The following is a 16,848-nucleotide window of genomic DNA, read 5'->3' as shown; positions in this document are numbered from 1 at the left end:
GTAATAAGCAATTGTTAACCAAAACTTATAAGAAATCCGTTACCGGAGTCAATCTTATAATTTGATTACGTTAGCAGCTTGAGGGCCACGGTTGCCTTCAGTAATTTCGAATTCAACTTCTTGACCTTCGTCCAAAGTTTTGAAGCCGTCTCCTTGGATTGCGGAGAAATGTACGAATACGTCCTCGCCGCCTTCAACTTGGATAAAGCCATAGCCTTTTTCTGCGTTAAACCATTTAACTGTACCTTTCAAATGAACAACCTCCTAAAAATACCGCCATCTGTGGCGAATAAGTACATTATACTTCATGAACTTTGACAATGCAATCGCTCTTTTTCGTCCGAAGCTTCTTTTTAAGGAATGGCATTTGTAAATCTCATCCAGGCTGAACCATCCCGTTATCGCAAGAAAAACTACCGCTAATTGCTGCCTGTCTTTAATGAATTATGCATGGATGACGTTTTTCTTATTTGCTTTTACACAAGCCTCTGCGGTATCATTTTACCAAAAGACCAAACGGAGAATGCGACATGATCAAAAAACATGAAATATACAAAAAAGACAAATGGAACATGATGACTGTCGAGGTCCAGGGCCGCTACATCGTCCTGCGGGAAATTTCCGATCAATGGGGCGAAGAGACCCACACCTTTATGAGCCGTCCGGCCATGATGCAGTGGGTGAACAACCGCTTTCCGAAGGAAGATTACCAGGGCAACGAGGATGAATGGCGTCAAATCATGAATGCGTTTAAAGAGGTATAATTCAGGATGGAATACGGCAGCGTCCTGGTCTTTGTTATTTTGGCCTTCTGTTTAGGCGCAGTCTTGATCATGAGGAAGGATACGATCCCGCCGAAGCTGAAGCGCGGTATGGCCATCTTCGCCCTCATCATGATCCTGGTTGCCTTTTTCCTTATTGTATACAATTTGCTTACCATGGGTTCCAGCCCTAATGGAGGATAAATAATCTTTTTCGGGTAAGGTCATACTAAGGGGTATATTTCTTCAAGACAGACCGTCAGAGGAGGCCCCCTTTCGTGAAATACTCGAAGACCCTGAAGCTTGCCGTCGCCATCAGCATGCTCTCGGTCCTATTTGTTCCTCCTGCGGCTTCTTCACACGGAGCCCGATTCATATTAACCCAACAGTCAAGGAGGATTCCGATGGAACAATTACCGAAACGTTCAGAAGTACCCGCCGAGCACAAATGGAAGATTGAGGACCTGTTCGCCAGCCAGCAAGCTTGGGACGAAACGTATGCCGAGCTTCAGCAGGAAGTGAAAAAGGCCGCCGATTTCCAAGGCAAACTGGATAATGCGGCAGCGGTGAAGGACTGCTTCGCCCTGGAGGATGAAATCTCGCTGAAGACGGAACGTTTATACGTGTACGCTCACCTGCATCACGACGAAGATACAGCCAACCCTACATACCAGGCCCTGTCGGCCAAAGCCAAAAAAATGAGCGTACAGGTGGGCGAAGCCCTCTCCTTCATCACGCCGGAAATTTTGTCGCTGCCGGACAGCAAGCTGGACGAATTTATTGCCGATCCACAGCTTGCCGAATACAAATTTACGCTGACCGAAATGAAGCGCGAGAAAGCGCATGTCCTGTCCAAAGCGGAAGAAGCGCTGCTGGCCCAGGTCGGCAACCTGTCCCAGGCACCGCAGACGATCTACGGCATGCTGAACAACGCCGATCTGAAATTTCCGAAGATCAAGGACGAGAACGGCAAGGAAGTTGAGCTGACTCACGGCAGCTATATTCAGTTCCTGGAGAACCCGAACCGCGAAGTCCGCGAGCGGGCGTTCAAAGCGGTCTACGAAACGTACGCCAAGCAAAAGAACACGATCGCGTCCACGCTGAGCGCCAACGTCAACAAGAACATGTTCTACGCCAATGTGCGCAAGTACCCTTCCGTGCTGGAAATGTCCCTCTACGGCGACAATATTCCGAAGGACGTGTATACCAACCTGATCGACACCATCCATGAAAGCCTGCCTCTGCTTCACCGCTACATGAACCTGCGCAAGAAGCTGCTGGGCGTGGATGAGCTGCATATGTACGATCTGTTTGCCCCTCTCGTCGACGAGTACAAAATGGACATTACGTATGAAGAGGCGAAAAAGACCGTATCCGAAGGCTTGAAGCCGCTCGGCAAGGACTATCTGGCTTCCCTGCAGGAAGGCTTTGACAACGGATGGATCGACGTTTATGAAAATGAGAACAAGCGCACTGGCGCTTACAGCTGGGGCGCCTACGGCACGCACCCTTATGTGCTGCTGAACCACAAGGAAAACCTGAATAGCATGTTCACCTTGGCGCACGAGATGGGTCATGCGCTGCATTCCTATTATTCGGACAACGCGCTGAAATACCGTGACGCGCAGTATACGATCTTCTTAGCGGAAGTGGCCTCCACGACTAACGAAGCGCTGCTGATGGATTACCTGCTCAAGAAATCGACCGATCCGAAGGAAAAAATGTACCTTCTGACTTATTATGCAGACCAGTTCCGGACAACGGTATTCCGTCAAACGATGTTCGCCGAGTTCGAGAAACTCGTTCACGAACGTGCGGAGCAGGGTGAAGCATTGACGCCTCAGGCGCTGTCGGAGATCTACTACGACCTGAACGTGAAATACCACGGCAAGGACATGGTCGTCGACAAGGATATCGAGATGGAATGGGCTCGCATCCCCCATTTCTACACCAGCTTCTATGTGTACAAATACGCCACCGGCTTCTCGGCGGCGACCAGCTTCTCGAAGCAGATTCTGGAAGAAGGCCAGCCGGCCGTCGACCGTTACCTCGGCTTCCTGAAGAGCGGAGGCAGCGACTTCTCGATCAATATTCTGAAAAAGGCCGGGGTCGACATGTCTTCACCGCAGCCGGTCCGCGAAGCGATGAGCGTCTTCGAGAGCGTCATCGAGCAAATGGAACAGCTGACAAAATAAGTTGAACGGCCAGGCTTATGAAAATCCCTTGCCCGCGGGGGCGGGGGATTTTTCTACTGTCTGCCGGAGAGGGTGTTTTCAAAAGTGAAAATGCAGTGGTCACTCATATTCGGGCTTCTGTTTGCGCTGCTCACCGCGATTTTTGCCGTGATCAACGTCGATCCCGTGAAGGTCAACTTTATGTTTGCCGAGGTGAACATTCCGCTGATTCTGCTCATTCTCGGATGTACGCTAATCGGCGGGATCATCGTCGGATCCTACGGAATTTTCAGGCAGTACAAACTTCAGAAAACAGTCAAACATCTGTCGGCCCAACTGGCTCAGGTCCAGGCCGAAACGGGGTATACCTTCCCGGATCCTGCCGCGAACAAGGCGGGCTCTGACGAAGACGCCGGCGGCTTGAAGCCGTCGTAAATGAGGAATGCAATTCTAACGGAGGAGAACCGTGAACATGTCGATACAACCCAATGAACAATACGTTTTAACCTTTTTGAAAAAGCTGCTCGATACACCGAGCCCTACAGGATTTACGGGACAGATTATGAAATTCATCGAGGAGGAAGCTGCTAGCCTGGGCATTCCGCTGACCCGGAATCATAAAGGCGGAGCGATTCTGGAGGTGCAGGGCGAGAATCCTTCCCGCACGGTCGCACTGAGCGCCCACGTGGATACCCTCGGGGCGATGGTCAGAGCGGTCAAGCCTTCAGGCACGCTGCGGCTGACGTCCGTCGGCGGCTTCATGATGCACAGTATCGAGAACGAATACTGCGTCATCCATACGCGCAGCGGCAAAACCTATACCGGCACGATTCTCAGCACCCATCCGTCGGTGCATGTCTACAGCGACGCACGCGATTTCAAACGCCAGGAGGACCATATGGAGGTCCGCATCGACGAGCTGGTGGAATCCAAGGAAGACGTGCTGAAGCTGGGCATCGGGGTCGGCGACTTTGTCTCCTTCGATGCGAGAGCGACGATTACGGACAGCGGTTATATTAAGTCCCGTCATATCGATGACAAAGCCAGCGTCGCGGCGCTGTTCGGCCTGCTGGAGTCGATGAAACGGGAAAACTGGAGACCGTCCACCAATGTCAAGCTGCTGATCTCCAACTATGAAGAAGTTGGACATGGCACCGCCTATATTCCTTCGGACATCGATGAGATGATCGCCGTGGACATGGGCTGCATCGGCGACGACCTCAGCTGCAAGGAGACCGACGTCTCGATCTGTGCGAAGGATTCTTCCGGTCCGTACGACTATGAGATGACAAGCCGGCTCATCGAGCTGGCCAAAGCCGAAGGCATCCCTTACGCCGTGGACGTGTATCCACACTACGGCTCGGACGCTTCCGCCGCCCTGTCCGGCGGGAATAACATTCGCGCTGCGCTGATCGGGCCGGGCGTTCACGCTTCCCACGCAATGGAGCGCACTCATAAGCAGGCGGTGCTGAATACGGTCAAGCTGCTTGCAGCTTATATCCGCGGGTAACGCCCCAACCAATTTCATAAGCCATATGCCGGGCTCACGCCCGTCAAAGCCAAACCGGCTGTCCATCTCGGACAGCCGGTTTGTTTCTGTATGGTGCTGTATCACGATATCAGCAGCGTTTATACATTGATTTCGTTAACTAATGCGAAATCTCGATCCGCACGCCAGGCTGACGCCTGTATCAGCGTCCTCCGCCGGAAGGTACGACTGCCTGCACGGGGCCGGATTCCGCGACCGGACTATTGCCGGGTGCTGCCTGCTCGGTGGGCGCCGAAGCGTTTCCTGCTCTCTCAGCCGGGACAGCAGCAACTTGAGCATTGGCCCCTGCTTGCTTGGAGATTGGTGCCGTCTCACGAGGGGCCTGCGCCCCGGCCCGTACCGAAGCGGCGTTTTCGCTTGCGCCGGATTGCGCAGTCGCATCGCCGCCCATGGTGGAGCGGGCCGCTTTCGGCGAATAGACCGAAATGTGATCCAAGCGCTTGGTGGCATGCGGCCCGACGAATTTCAGCTCGTAATCGCCCTCTTTATAGGTAAGCACATCATCCGATCCGCTTGTCTTGACCGAGCTTGGTTTGCCTAAGGTATTCTCGATTTCCTGGAAACTGATTTTGCTTAGATCGGTGCTCTCATCCGTACCCGATCCGAAATAACGGATGTCGTACACCACTTCGCCCTGCCCGATCCCAAAAGCGTAGCTGCCCCGTCCCGCTCCCGGCGAGTAGGAATCATAGGCGTAACGGTCGGTCGGCTGCCATGGCCGGTCCGGCTCACCCCAGGCGGCATGCACGTCCTCAATTGTTGTTTTGCCGGATACAAAGTCAGCACCCTTTACTCTGCCTTTCTTGGCTAAAGTGGCGATATCCTTGATCTGCTGCTGGTGTCCGCTTGTTGCACTGCCGGTCCCGGATGTGCCTGAGCCGCCACCCGCAGAACCGGTGCTGTCACCGGTAGTGGAGCCTGTGCCTGCGCCCTTGCCGGCATTGTCAGATCCGGAATCCGTCTGGCCGCCAGGCTCGTTCTGTCCCTCCCCGTTTTGGGTCTGCCCATTCGATCCGTTCCCGTCATCCGAGGGGGTCGTGCCCGAATCCGTATTGGTGCTTCCAGCCGGCGGAGACGCCTGATCCTGTGTGGATTTTCCGTCGGTCAGGGCACATCCGCCCAAGGCAAGCACAAGCACCAAACCGATCACCGTCCAGCGGATAGAAGCCGGTTTAAACGTTTTAATCATGAGTATCCTCCTTCTCAGCTGCCTGCGTGAAGCAGATAGTCTTGCGGTTCCCGGAACATAGGCATCCGTCCGGTATTGTTCCAAAAGCGTCAGAATCGTATGCCCATACTGGGCGATTTGGTTCGGATCCATCCGTCTCAATGCCAGCGCATCGGCGGACAGCTCCTGATCCTCCCGCATCCGGTAGAACCCGTACCACAGCAGCGGATTATACCAATGAAAGGCGAGGAGGATCTGCGCAACCCAATTCAGCAAAATATCCCATCTTTTCGCATGCGCCAATTCGTGCAAAAAAATATGCTTTTGCTGCGCCTCGTCAAGCTCCGCAATGCCCGGCGGCATGATCATCCGCGGACGCAGCACCCCAAACAGCGTGGGCGAGGAAACGGCGGGCGATATCTTCAGCCCGATGCTTCGCCTCACGCCCATGCTGGCTTTAGCCTCTTCAAGCATTTGAACCATTCCCGGGTCTGCCGCTTGGGAATGTCTGCCGAGCAGGCGTGTATAACGGGTATTCGCGATGGCAAGCCGGATCAGCAGGAGCGCCGCCCCTGTCAGCCAGACTGTCATCAGGATCGAACGGACAGATAACCCGCTATCCTTTTGCTCCAGAGCTGAAGTTCCGGATTCATGGCCCCCCGCAAGTTCGCCAGGGAATAAATCGGCCTCCTCCCTCACCTTCATTGGTGGCTGCTCTTGGCCGGAAGAAGGGGGTTCCGGCGCTTGCTGCCCGAACAAGGCGTTTCCCTGCCCTGCCATGGAAAAAAGGTTCCCCATGCTGAATGAACTTTCAGGCCCGGCCGGGATGATCAATCGGAGAATTAACAGCAGCCACAAGGCGTAATGCCACTCGGGCTTCAGCCATCTGCCGAACACCCGCTTCATCAGCAAAATGAGGACCACCATCATACCGGCCAGCAGCGTCGCATGGATCATCCAGTCAAACAAATCGTTCAGCAGGGGGTTCAGGTTTCCCGTCATGCTTATCCCCTCCCTTCCGGTCTGCTCGTCTCATCCAGCAGTTTGCGCAGCTCGGCGATCTCCTCCTGCGACAGCTTCTCCTCTTTGAGAAAATTCACGAGCAACGGCTTGAAGGATCCGCTGTAAATGCGCTGCAAAAAGCTTTTCGTCTCCGCCCGCTGGCATTCTTCCTCCGAGACAAGCGGAAAGTATCGGTATGGGCGGCTGTCCGGATCGAATGAAGCGGCTTCCTTCGCGACGAGACGGTTCAGCAGCGTTCTGACCGTCTTCGGGCTCCAGTCCATGCGGCCGGCCAGAACGTCAATGACCTCACCAGCCGTCAGCGGAGAGCTGGCCCACAGCACTTTCATGACCTCCCATTCGGCCTCGGAAATGACGGGAAGTGGTTTCACCGGTATATTCTCCTCTCTTGTGATCACATTTGTAATCATCGCATGTATCCAATATTACACATGTAATCCAGGATGTCAATCCGTTCTTTGCCCTGAAAATGCCGCTTGCTGAAAATACGCAGAAAAAGGGCGTTCCCATAAAACTTTTATGGGAACGCCCTAATGTGCTAACCTTCAGCTCCTTGAGCCGCTTCAATCTAAGCCTTGCTCTGTTCAATTTTCTCCGCCAGCTCGTTCAGATACGTCCAGCGGTCCATCAAATGCTCCAGCTCCTGCTCGGCTTCCTGCTGTGCCTGCAGCAGCTCCTGCAGTCTCGCCGAATCGCTGAACGCGGCTTCCATATCCTTCTGTATACCCTCCAGCTTCTGCTCGCAAGCTTCGATCAGGCCGTCGATCTGCTCGTATTCGCGCTGCTCTTTATAGCTGAATTTCAGCTTCTCCCGCGGCGCTTCTTTCGCCTGAGCTGAAGATTGGGCCGCCTCCTGGGAGGCGCCTGCCTTCTTCAGACCGTCCGCAGGGGAGCCGCCTGCGGCAGACGGCGCATTCTTGCTCATCCATTCCGCATATTCCGTGTAAGCCCCCACATGGACGCGAATTGCCCCTTCGCCTTCGAAAGCCATAATCTTCTCTACGGTGCGGTCAAGAAAGAAGCGGTCATGGGACACCACGAAGACTACGCCCGAAAAATCGTCCAAATAATCTTCCAGCACGGACAGCGTTTGAATGTCGAGATCGTTCGTCGGCTCGTCGAGCAGAAGGACGTTCGGGGCCGACATCAGCACCCGCAGCAAATACAGGCGGCGCTTCTCTCCGCCGGACAGCTTGGAGATCGGCGTCCACTGCATAGCCGGCGGGAACAAAAAGCGTTCGAGCATTTGGGAAGCGGTGATCTGGCTGCCGTCATCGGTCCGGATCACTTCCGCTCCTTCCTTGATGTACTCGATCACCCGCATATTGCCGTCCATCTCCTGATGCTCCTGGGTAAAGTATCCCAGCTTGACCGTCGGTCCGACCACGATTTCGCCCTCATCGGGCTCCAGCTGCCCGGCAATCAGGTTCAGCAGCGTCGATTTGCCGCTTCCGTTCGGGCCGACGATGCCGACGCGGTCGCCCGGAACGGCAATATAGCTCAGATCGCGGATCAGCGTCCGGTCACCGGCCTTTTTGGCCAAATGCTCGATCTCGAGAATTTTCCGGCCGAGCCGGGTCGATAGCGCAGCCATGTCCACATTCCCGGCTCGCTGCGGCCCCTTCTGATCCTTCAGCGCCTCAAAGCGTTCGATGCGCGCCTTCTGCTTCGTCGATCTCGCTTTAGCCCCGCGCCGGATCCAGGCCAGCTCCGTCCGCAGCAGGTTCTGGCGTTTCTGTTCGGAAGCCGCCTCCCGCTCTTCCCGCTGGGCCTTCAGCTCCAGAAAGGCCGAGTAATTGGCCTCATAGCGGTACAGCCTGCCCTGGTCCAGCTCCAGCATGACATTCGCCACACGGTCCAGGAAGTACCGGTCGTGCGTAATCATCAGCAGCGCGCCGCGGCGCTTCTGGAGGTACTGCTCCAGCCAAGCGACCGAGTCGTTGTCAATATGGTTGGTCGGCTCGTCCAGAATGAGCAGCTCGCACGGCTGGATCAAGGCGGACGCCAGCGCGACACGCTTCCGCTGACCGCCGGACAGCGTCCCCATCAGGGCATCAAAGCTTGAAATGCCCAGCTTGGACAGGATGGTCTTGGCTTCGCTCTCTAGCTGCCACGCCTGGAGGGCGTCCATTTCCTGATTTAGCTTAAGAAGCTTCTGCTGCAGCGATTCGTCCGAAGGATTCAGCTCGACCCGTTCCATCGTCTCCGTATAGTCACGGACGATCCTCATCTGCGGGTCCTGGCCCTGGAACACCTGCTGAAGCACCGTCATGCCCGGGTCAAAATCGGGATTTTGCGCCAGATAGCGGACCCGAACGCTGTTGCCGATGGAAATCTGGCCTTCGTCCGGAGGCTCAAGTCCGGCGATGACCCGCAAAAAGGTGGATTTGCCGGTGCCGTTGACGCCGATAATCCCGATTTTATCCTGATCCGCCATCCCGAAGGACGCGTCCTCAAACAATACCTTCTCTCCGTAGCTTTTGGAGATATGTTCAACTGTCATTATGTTCATAGCTATTTCCCCTACTCATCCAGCGATTTTCTGCTTCCTTTATATTAACACAAAAACCGCCCAAAGGCTGGGCGGCATGTATGCTGTGCTTCTGTCAGATGTTGAGAGCGGGTTGTCCAGGGCGAACTGCGTTTTCCCCAGACGCGGGATAAACGGGGAGCGGGGCTGCCTTAAGCGCTTTAAGCCCTTAAACTCCCGAAAATCATGGGAAAAGCAACAGTGCGGCCGCGAGGGCCGCTCCCCCTCCGATGAAGGAAGAAACGATATTGACAGCGTCGTTGTTCATGAACCGCCATCCACCCATACGGCGGGTCGGGCTTCCGCAGTGCGTCATGACCTCGACCTCTTTGCCGCACACCGGGCACTGGTACATAATCTGCACGGATGCGCCGAGGATGGAATCGGCGAAAGCTCCGGTCAGTCCGCCGACTATGCCAAGCACCAAGTCCAATGCCAGCGAATGGGTGACCGGCCCGGACAGCCGTTCAAACAGCCAGGCGAAGAGGCCGATCAGCGCTCCTCCTCCCGCGGCGGCGGTGCTGCCGAGCAGCGACACCCCTCCCGACGTGCCGGGAGGGAGCACGCGCCCGTTCAGGACCGAACGGGGCGGCTTGCGGCTGAGGCTGCCGAGCTCCGTAGCCCAGGTATCGGCTGTTACGGCCGCCATGACGCCGATGAAGGCGAACACCCAGCCCTCGTGCGGCCAGAAGGCATTCAGCACGCACAGCAGCATGCCGGCGCCCCCGTTGGCCAGCACTTGTCCAGCGTCCCGGTTGCCCGTTTTGGCGTAGGATTTTTCCAGCTCAGCCTTCCGGCTTGCCTTCACCTTCGACAGCGCCGAGGAGCTGACAAAAAAGACGAGCAGGGTGCCGAACCACAGCAGATTCCCCGCTCCGAAATAAATCGTTCCCATAACAAAGGCGCAGATCGCTCCGGATATGGTGAGCGACCGCTTCCAGTACGCAGCCCCGGCAACAACGAGCGCGCACAGCGCCCCGATGATCCACATCATGGCGGTTTAGCCGATGCGGCAGCTTCCAAGCTGCTCTTCGCCCCAGCCTAGAGCGAACGTATCGCCTTCGGATGCCGGGCCGACGCCAGCCGGCGTACCGGTAAAAATCACGTCGCCTTCGCCCAGTCCGTAACGCGCGCCGATATAATCCACGATTTCCTGGAGGGAGAAAATCATATCCCGCGCATTGCCGCGCTGCACTTCCTCATTATTTTTCAAGACGGTAAAATCCTTCTCCGTCACGCTGCCGGTTCCCGGAAAAGGAATGAAGCCCGTAATGGGAGCGGAATTTTTAAACCCTTTGGCCGCTGTCCACGGGTGGCCCTTCTTCTTGATCACCGACTGCACGTCCCTCAGCGTAAAATCGATGCCAAGCGCCATTTGGTCCACCAGATCATCCACCACGGCTCCAGGCTCATAATCACGCGCGATGCGAATGACGATTTCGCCTTCGTAATGAACCTCCCCCTGATCCTTCGGGAGGGAGAGAACAGCATCCTCAAGCGGAACGACTGCATGAGACGGCTTCATAAAGATCATCGGCTCGGTCGGAACCTCGTTGCCGAGCTCGGCGGCATGCAGTTTGTAATTTCGGCCAACACAGTATACGTTGCGAATCATCTCGATCATCCTTTGCTAAGATGGATTGGGTGTTGCATCGAGCAAGGCGACAATGGTTGCCGAGTTCGAACATTGCCGTTTCCGGCAGGGTTCAGCCGGGAAAGGTATTCCGCCAAACGTCCGGCCGGTTGGTACAGATCAATATTTCGGGCGACATTGCCGCGATCCTTTTCATGCCTCTGGCGTCATCGATCGTCCAGGCCATGACCGTAATGCCTTCGGAGATCAGCAGCGACGCGAGGCCCGTATCGAGATTAGGGTGACCGATCGACAGGAACGAGCACTGCAGCGCTTTGAGGCGCGATGGCAGATCCTTCGGTCTGCCGTCGAGAATCAGCCCCGTCTTGAACGCCGGGTTGATCTCCTTGACCCGCTGCAGCGCACCGGTATCAAACGAAGTGATCACTACGTCCTGCTCCATGTGATAGCGCGATACACGTTCGAGCACCGCCTGCTCCAGTCCCGGGTACATATTGCCGGATGTTTTCAGCTCGATGTTCAAACGGACCCTGCCGCAGCTTAGGCGCAGCACTTCGTCCAGCGAGGGAATGCGCTCTCCTTGAAAAGCGCGCCCTTTCCAGCTCCCGGCGTCCAGCCGCTGCAGCTGCTGCCACGTATGGGCCTTGACCTTGCCGCTCCCGCTGGTCGTCCGGTCCAGGCTGAAATCGTGAATGACGACGGGAATGCCGTCGGCGGTCAGCTGCGTGTCGATTTCCATCCACTGGACGTAAGGCTCCGCCATCGCCATCCGAAAAGCCGCCATCGTGTTTTCCGGCGCCTTGCCGGAAAATCCCCGATGGGCCACACACAGGTTGTTCATTCCCTCTCCCTCACTCTCCTAAGTTATGGTCAACGTGCCGAGCCGGACGTTACGGTTCCGTCGCCGGATACTCGAACGCCCCCAATGGACAGCTGCTGCACTTCCTGTAGCAGCTTCTTCCCTTCTTCGGCGTTCATCGGAACCGGCTGTCCCAGCTCCGTCTTGTACGGGATCAGCTTCATGCCGCATCCGCTCTTCGGACCGCATGACGCCTCAAATACCGCGGTTTTCCAGGTCGCCGGAACGGTCGATTTGGTGAAAATGAAGTTGCCCGTACTGTAAGCAATCCATTTGCCCTTGTACTGCTCCAGCCCCTGCAGCACATGCGGATGCGCTCCGATGATCAGATCGGCTCCCGCATCAATAAAGGCGTGGGCCAGCGCCTTCTGGTTGGCATCCGGCGTGCTCTGCCGCTCGACACCCCAGTGCGCCATGACGATGACCAGATCGGCGTTGTTGCGGGCTTCGGCAATGGATTTCAGCACCTCGGGAGCCTGCCCGTAAGCACTGGCCACACCGGGTTTATTGGTACCCGCGGCCCAGCTTGATTCCGGGTACACGCGGCTGGCACCGACCAGCGCCACCTTCATGCCTTTGATAGAGAAGTATTCCGGCGCGTAGGCACGGGCTGCGTTCTTCCCTGCACCGACATACTTAATGCCGCTGGCACCCAGGTGAGTGATCGTATCCAGCAGCCCTTCTTCCCCCTGGTCGAGGATGTGGTTGTTGGCGAGCGTGACGGCGTCCATGCCTGCGGCTCGCAGCGCATCGAGCGCCTTAGGGGATGATTTAAATACAAACGTTTTGTTTTTGGCCCCGACGCCGCGGGTGGTGACCGGTGTCTCCAGATTTCCCAGCGTCAGGTCGTCCTTCTTGAACAGATCCCCCAAATATGTAAAGGGGTATGAATAGCCCTTGCTTTCAAGCAGCGTTTCCACTTTGCCCGAAAAAATCATGTCGCCCACAAAATGAATGCGAATCGTTTGGCCGGATGGCGTATCCGACGTCCCCCCGGATGCTATTTTCTCCGGGATTTGATCCTGCTTCGGCTCGGCTTTGCCGGAATCGGGATCCTTTCCCGTCTCCTGCTTTCCTTCTTGCGCGGCCTGCTCCTTCCCGCTTCCAGCAGGCTGGTCCTGCTGCACGCCCACAGTCTTGCCCACAGTCTTCTGATCCGGCGGAGTTCCCGCTTGATCCGGTGGAGGCGGGTCCACAGCTTCCTCAGCCGCTTGTTCCGAGGATGTCTCCTGGCCGGAATCTCCCGCTACTTCTCCGCTTCCCGGCACCGTTCCTTTCGGGTCAGCAGGCGGCTGCTCTGCGGTCTGCTGTGCAGGCTTGTGGGACTCCTGCGCAGAGCCGCCCGTATGCGCCTTTTGCGTCAACAAATAATATCCAATAAGTAGTGCAATGACGGCAAGCAGGCAGAGATTCACGTATCCCCACTTCCGCCCCTGCCTTTTTCGCCTGGCTTTTTTTCCAGCCTGGTGTTTCTGTGATCTTGGCGGGTACATGATTCACCCCTCATTACGATTTTTTCTAAAATACTGCGGCCCTCCCCTGAAAGCCCACTCCATTATATCAGGTTCCCGGGAACAAATAGAACCCCCGGTCCGTGACACGGGGGTTCGTCTTCGTATATAGAGATGCAGTCGTATTCGAGAGTTTTACTCCGCCTGGGCCATTTCCCACTGCCCGATCACCGCGTCGGACAGCGTCTGCATGTAGAGCGGATCGCTGTTCAGAGAATCGATGCGCATCAGGCGCAGATCCAGCTCCTTCGCTACCTGCTGGGCTTCGATGTCCAGATCGTACAGCACTTCGAGATGGTCGGACACGAAACCGATCGGAGCAACCAGCACGTCCTCGACTTCTTCTTTGCTCAAGTTGCGGAGCGTGTCCAGAATGTCCGGTCCGAGCCATGGCTCGGCGGTACGGCCCGCACTCTGCCAGGCAAACTGCCAGGAAGTGACATCGGCCTTTTCCGCCACCGCGCGGGATGTTTCCAAAAGCTGCTCCGGATACGGATCACCCAGCTCCAAAATTTTCTCAGGCAGGCTGTGCGCACTGAAGAGGACGCGCACTTTGCTGCGGTCCGCACCGGCTTCCTCGAACAAAGCCAGCTTTTCGTTCAAACGGCGGGTAAAAGCCTCGATCAGCTGCGGATGCATATGGTAGCTCTGCACAAAGGTCATCTCAACCCCGACCTCGTCAGCTTTCGCTTTGGCTCGCTTCATATAGCTTCCGACGCTCATAGTCGAGTAGTGCGGCGCCAGTACGATCCCGACCGCTTTGCTGATACCGTCTTTGGCCATCGCCTCCACGCCGTCCTCGATGAACGGGGAAGCATGCTTCAAGCCTTGATAGCAGACGAATTCCACCTCGGGGTGGCGGCTGTCCCGGTTCAGGGCCTCCTGCAGGCTCGCCACCTGCCGGTTCGTGTTCTCACGAAGCGGGAATACGCCGCCCACGATCGCCTCATAACGGTCGGCCAGCTCTTTGAGCTGCTCCGGCGAAGGGGCATGCCCTCTGCGGATATGCGTGTAATACGCCTCAATGCCTTCCATGCTCTCCGGTGTGCCATAGGACATCACCAGTACGCCTACTTTATTTTTCACGAAACGCTCACCTCTTCTTTATATATCGGTTCTTCCATGAAGAAACGGTCTCCTAGCGGAGAAGGGTTGCCGAATATTCATGAATATATTCCGTCAATTCCTTCAGCTTATCCAGCGAAGCTTCGGGGAACAAGCCGTGGCCCAGGTTGAAAATATACCCTGGCTCCTGAACGCCTTGATCGATAATCTCTTTGGCGTACCGCTTGATGACGTCCATCGGCGCGGTCAGCACATAAGGGTCCAGGTTGCCCTGAACGGCGAATTTCCCGCCGGTCCGCTTCCGTCCCTCGGCAATCGATACTCTCCAGTCGAGCCCGATCACGTTCGTCTGCAGCTCCTGCAGCGTCGGCAGCAGCTCGCCTGAGCTGACGCCAGGGAAATAGATTTTCGGTACATGTAAATCTGAAAGTTCGGCAAAGATACGGGTAATGGTAGGTAGTACGAATTTCTCGAAATCTTGCGGCGCCAGCGCCCCCACCCAGCTGTCAAACAGCTGGAACGCCTTGCCGCCGTTCTTGATATGCGCACGCACATAGGTTATGACCATGTCGCCCAGTTTGTTCATCAGCTGATGCCAAACCTCGGGCTGGCTGTACATCATCGTCTTGGTGAGAATATAGCTTTTCGAAGGACGCCCTTCGATCAGATAGCTGGCAATCGTAAACGGAGCTCCGGCAAATGTAATCAGCGGAACGTCCAGCTCTTTGTCCAGGATGCGGATCGTCTCTATGATGTGGCTGAGATCCTTGTCTACGTCGATCGGACGCAGGCGCTCTACGTCGGCCGCGGTCCGGATCGGATTGTCGATCACAGGCCCGACATTTTTCACGATATCAAAATCGACTCCCAACGATGCGACCGGATTCATGATATCCGAATACAGAATGGCCGCGTCCACGCCGAGCTTGCGCACGGGCATCATCGTTATTTCGGCAGCGAGCTCGGGCTGACGGCAAATTTCCAGGAGCGAATATTTCTCTTTAATCTTGCGGTATTCCGGATCATAGCGACCCGCCTGTCTCATATACCAAACAGGAACATGGCTCACTTCCTGCTTGTAGCTGGCGCGGATCAACGTATCGTTATAGGTCACGAACAGGCCTCCATATCTATAAAATTCTCTGCTTTCTATTATGCCCTTTTTAAAAGTAAGTAACAACCGCCGCACCCTGACATCTGATGACAATCGTATGACATCTTTAACATAAGACATTTAGAAATTGTGCTATACTGGTAAAACTGTGTTTTTTCAATCATTCATTTCAGTCAACTTAGAAAGGAAGTGAAAGCACATTGAAACCGTGGAAGGTCAACCTCATTGTGCTTTGGTTCGGCCAATTTCTGGTCAACTCCGGGATGACGATGATCACACCGTTCCTGTCCCTCTATCTGGCTAAAGATCTGGGGGTGCAGGGCGAGCATGAAATCGGCCTCTGGGCGGGCTTTATTTTTGCGGCCAACTTCATGACCTCATTTATTTTTCAGCCATTATGGGGCAAGCTGTCGGACCGGTACGGCCGGAAAATCATGCTGCTGCGTTCCGGCTTCGGGATGGCCATCGTCATCGTGCTGATGGGTTTTGCCCGGAATCCGTGGGAGCTGCTGCTGCTGCGCCTGCTGAACGGCACGATCTCCGGCTTCAACCCGGCATCCATCTCGCTCGTATCGAGCACGACCCCGAAGGAACGGATGGGGTTTGCAATGGGGATCATGCAGTCGGGCTCGGTGGCCGGAACGATCCTCGGACCGCTGATCGGCGGCGGCTTGGCCGACCTGATCGGCTTCCGCCCGATCTTTTACATTATCGGCATGCTCATCTTCGCCGCTTCCCTGCTGGCGCTGTTCCTGGTCAAGGAAAACTTCAACCGGGAAAAAGCCGCTCATGCGCCCCAGGTGTCGGTGCTTGAAGGCTTCAAGGAGCTGGCCCGTATTCCGCAGCTTCCCGCGCTGTTCGCGGTAACGTTTCTGCTGCAGTTTGCGATGATGAGCCCCATGTCGCTCCTGCCGCTGTACGTGGAGAAGCTGCACCGCTCCTCGGTTGACATCGCCTTCTGGGCAGGCGTGGTCAGCGCCGTGACGGGATTGTCCAATATGATCACCTCCCCGATCCTTGGGCGCTTCAGCGACAAGGTCGGCGCCCACCGCATTCTGACCTACGCTCTGATCGGCGCAGGACTGTGCCTGATCCCGCAGGCGTTCGTGCAGAGTGTATGGCAGCTGATCGTCGTCCGCTTCCTGATGGGCATCTTTATGGGCGGCCTGCTGCCCAGCGTCAATGCCCTCATCCGCTCTTACACGCCTGGAGGCATGGAAAGCCGTGCATTCGGCTTTAACACAAGCACGCTCGCACTCGGCAATATGCTGGGCGCGCTCGTCGGCGGATTCCTGTCGGGATTTATCGGCATCGAAGGGCTGTTCATCATTTCCGGCAGCCTGCTGCTGCTGAATATGGTCTGGGTGCGGCTGAAGCTGTACAAGCGCAGCAACACGCCGCAGTACCGCTGAACTGCCGCCGTTGGCGGGAAAGGGACGGCCGCAGAGTCACACAAGTGACCCTGCGGCCGTCTTTTTTCTTGCCGTATGACCGCAAGGA

The 16,848-nt window shown here is 56.0% G+C and carries 16 protein-coding genes; 6 read left to right on the top strand and 10 right to left on the bottom strand.

What is annotated here, in order from left to right:
* Window positions 1-54: 54 nt before the first annotated feature.
* Complete coding sequence (locus GCU45_RS24955; protein ID WP_068694440.1) at window positions 55-252, bottom strand: cold shock domain-containing protein; 198 nt, start codon at window positions 250-252, stop codon at window positions 55-57.
* A 278-nt stretch (window positions 253-530) separates the two neighbouring features.
* On the opposite strand from GCU45_RS24955, the gene GCU45_RS24950 reads away from it, so the two are divergent.
* The 5 genes from GCU45_RS24950 (at window position 531) to GCU45_RS24930 (ending at window position 4,445) form a co-directional block, all read left to right on the top strand.
* A complete protein-coding gene (locus tag GCU45_RS24950) occupies window positions 531-764 on the top strand; it encodes a hypothetical protein (protein WP_076170246.1) in 234 nt (77 codons plus the stop codon).
* Window positions 765-770: 6 nt separating this feature from the next.
* The gene (locus GCU45_RS24945) at window positions 771-965 is read left to right on the top strand and encodes a hypothetical protein (RefSeq protein ID WP_076170247.1); all 195 of its coding nucleotides are present in this window, start codon (window positions 771-773) and stop codon (window positions 963-965) included.
* A gap of 200 nt (window positions 966-1,165) precedes the next feature.
* Window positions 1,166-2,956 (top strand): oligoendopeptidase F, encoded by a 1,791-nt coding sequence (gene pepF, locus GCU45_RS24940; protein ID WP_076170248.1) that lies wholly within the window; start codon window positions 1,166-1,168, stop codon window positions 2,954-2,956.
* Window positions 2,957-3,040: 84 nt separating this feature from the next.
* On the top strand, window positions 3,041-3,370 hold the full coding sequence (locus GCU45_RS24935; RefSeq protein WP_105441579.1) for a LapA family protein: 330 nt from the start codon (window positions 3,041-3,043) through the stop codon (window positions 3,368-3,370).
* A gap of 37 nt (window positions 3,371-3,407) precedes the next feature.
* The gene (locus tag GCU45_RS24930) at window positions 3,408-4,445 is read left to right on the top strand and encodes a M42 family metallopeptidase (protein WP_152401308.1); all 1,038 of its coding nucleotides are present in this window, start codon (window positions 3,408-3,410) and stop codon (window positions 4,443-4,445) included.
* A gap of 181 nt (window positions 4,446-4,626) precedes the next feature.
* Here GCU45_RS24930 and GCU45_RS24925 read toward each other — a convergent pair whose 3' ends face one another.
* From GCU45_RS24925 to hemE, 9 genes are all read right to left on the bottom strand, one after another.
* On the bottom strand, window positions 4,627-6,654 hold the full coding sequence (locus tag GCU45_RS24925) for a M56 family metallopeptidase (protein ID WP_152401306.1): 2,028 nt from the start codon (window positions 6,652-6,654) through the stop codon (window positions 4,627-4,629).
* 2 nt (window positions 6,655-6,656) lie between these two features.
* Window positions 6,657-7,085, bottom strand: coding sequence for a BlaI/MecI/CopY family transcriptional regulator (locus GCU45_RS24920; RefSeq protein WP_425281226.1), 429 nt, complete (start codon window positions 7,083-7,085; stop codon window positions 6,657-6,659).
* A 158-nt stretch (window positions 7,086-7,243) separates the two neighbouring features.
* Window positions 7,244-9,187, bottom strand: coding sequence for an ABC-F family ATP-binding cassette domain-containing protein (locus GCU45_RS24915; protein WP_152401304.1), 1,944 nt, complete (start codon window positions 9,185-9,187; stop codon window positions 7,244-7,246).
* A 202-nt stretch (window positions 9,188-9,389) separates the two neighbouring features.
* A complete protein-coding gene (locus tag GCU45_RS24910; RefSeq protein ID WP_152401302.1) occupies window positions 9,390-10,199 on the bottom strand; it encodes a DUF92 domain-containing protein in 810 nt (269 codons plus the stop codon).
* A gap of 6 nt (window positions 10,200-10,205) precedes the next feature.
* Window positions 10,206-10,829, bottom strand: a complete 624-nt coding sequence (locus GCU45_RS24905; protein ID WP_145135719.1) for a fumarylacetoacetate hydrolase family protein — start codon at window positions 10,827-10,829, stop codon at window positions 10,206-10,208.
* Between the two features lie 82 nt (window positions 10,830-10,911).
* Window positions 10,912-11,640 carry a glycerophosphodiester phosphodiesterase gene (locus tag GCU45_RS24900; protein ID WP_152401301.1) on the bottom strand — a complete coding sequence of 243 codons (729 nt, stop codon included), beginning with the start codon at window positions 11,638-11,640 and terminating at the stop codon, window positions 10,912-10,914.
* Between the two features lie 29 nt (window positions 11,641-11,669).
* Window positions 11,670-13,151 (bottom strand): CapA family protein, encoded by a 1,482-nt coding sequence (locus GCU45_RS24895; protein ID WP_167527216.1) that lies wholly within the window; start codon window positions 13,149-13,151, stop codon window positions 11,670-11,672.
* Between the two features lie 153 nt (window positions 13,152-13,304).
* A complete protein-coding gene (hemH, locus tag GCU45_RS24890; RefSeq protein ID WP_152401298.1) occupies window positions 13,305-14,255 on the bottom strand; it encodes a ferrochelatase in 951 nt (316 codons plus the stop codon).
* A 52-nt stretch (window positions 14,256-14,307) separates the two neighbouring features.
* Window positions 14,308-15,348 carry a uroporphyrinogen decarboxylase gene (gene hemE, locus GCU45_RS24885; RefSeq protein WP_152401296.1) on the bottom strand — a complete coding sequence of 347 codons (1,041 nt, stop codon included), beginning with the start codon at window positions 15,346-15,348 and terminating at the stop codon, window positions 14,308-14,310.
* A 200-nt stretch (window positions 15,349-15,548) separates the two neighbouring features.
* On the opposite strand from hemE, the gene GCU45_RS24880 reads away from it, so the two are divergent.
* On the top strand, window positions 15,549-16,760 hold the full coding sequence (locus tag GCU45_RS24880) for an MFS transporter (protein ID WP_105441588.1): 1,212 nt from the start codon (window positions 15,549-15,551) through the stop codon (window positions 16,758-16,760).
* Window positions 16,761-16,848 lie beyond the last annotated feature (88 nt).

Source organism: Paenibacillus cellulositrophicus (assembly GCF_009363095.1).
Taxonomy (GTDB): domain Bacteria; phylum Bacillota; class Bacilli; order Paenibacillales; family Paenibacillaceae; genus Paenibacillus_AQ; species Paenibacillus_AQ favisporus.
The sequence above is the reverse complement of the archived record's forward strand: the minus strand, read 5'-3'. Positions and strand labels throughout refer to the sequence as shown.

What these genes read in the sequence shown, in the direction of transcription:
- GCU45_RS24945 (WP_076170247.1), top strand. Translation starts at nt 771, where the DNA reads ATGGAATACGGCAGCGTCCTGGTCTTTGTTATTTTGGCCTTCTGTTTA.
- GCU45_RS24930 (WP_152401308.1), top strand. Translation starts at nt 3,408, where the DNA reads ATGTCGATACAACCCAATGAACAATACGTTTTAACCTTTTTGAAAAAG.
- GCU45_RS24920 (WP_425281226.1), bottom strand. Translation starts at nt 7,085, where the DNA reads ATGATTACAAATGTGATCACAAGAGAGGAGAATATACCGGTGAAACCA.
- GCU45_RS24900 (WP_152401301.1), bottom strand. Translation starts at nt 11,640, where the DNA reads ATGAACAACCTGTGTGTGGCCCATCGGGGATTTTCCGGCAAGGCGCCG.
- GCU45_RS24915 (WP_152401304.1), bottom strand. Translation starts at nt 9,187, where the DNA reads ATGAACATAATGACAGTTGAACATATCTCCAAAAGCTACGGAGAGAAG.
- GCU45_RS24905 (WP_145135719.1), bottom strand. Translation starts at nt 10,829, where the DNA reads ATGATCGAGATGATTCGCAACGTATACTGTGTTGGCCGAAATTACAAA.
- GCU45_RS24925 (WP_152401306.1), bottom strand. Translation starts at nt 6,654, where the DNA reads ATGACGGGAAACCTGAACCCCCTGCTGAACGATTTGTTTGACTGGATG.
- GCU45_RS24895 (WP_167527216.1), bottom strand. Translation starts at nt 13,151, where the DNA reads ATGTACCCGCCAAGATCACAGAAACACCAGGCTGGAAAAAAAGCCAGG.
- pepF (WP_076170248.1), top strand. Translation starts at nt 1,166, where the DNA reads ATGGAACAATTACCGAAACGTTCAGAAGTACCCGCCGAGCACAAATGG.
- GCU45_RS24950 (WP_076170246.1), top strand. Translation starts at nt 531, where the DNA reads ATGATCAAAAAACATGAAATATACAAAAAAGACAAATGGAACATGATG.
- GCU45_RS24910 (WP_152401302.1), bottom strand. Translation starts at nt 10,199, where the DNA reads ATGATGTGGATCATCGGGGCGCTGTGCGCGCTCGTTGTTGCCGGGGCT.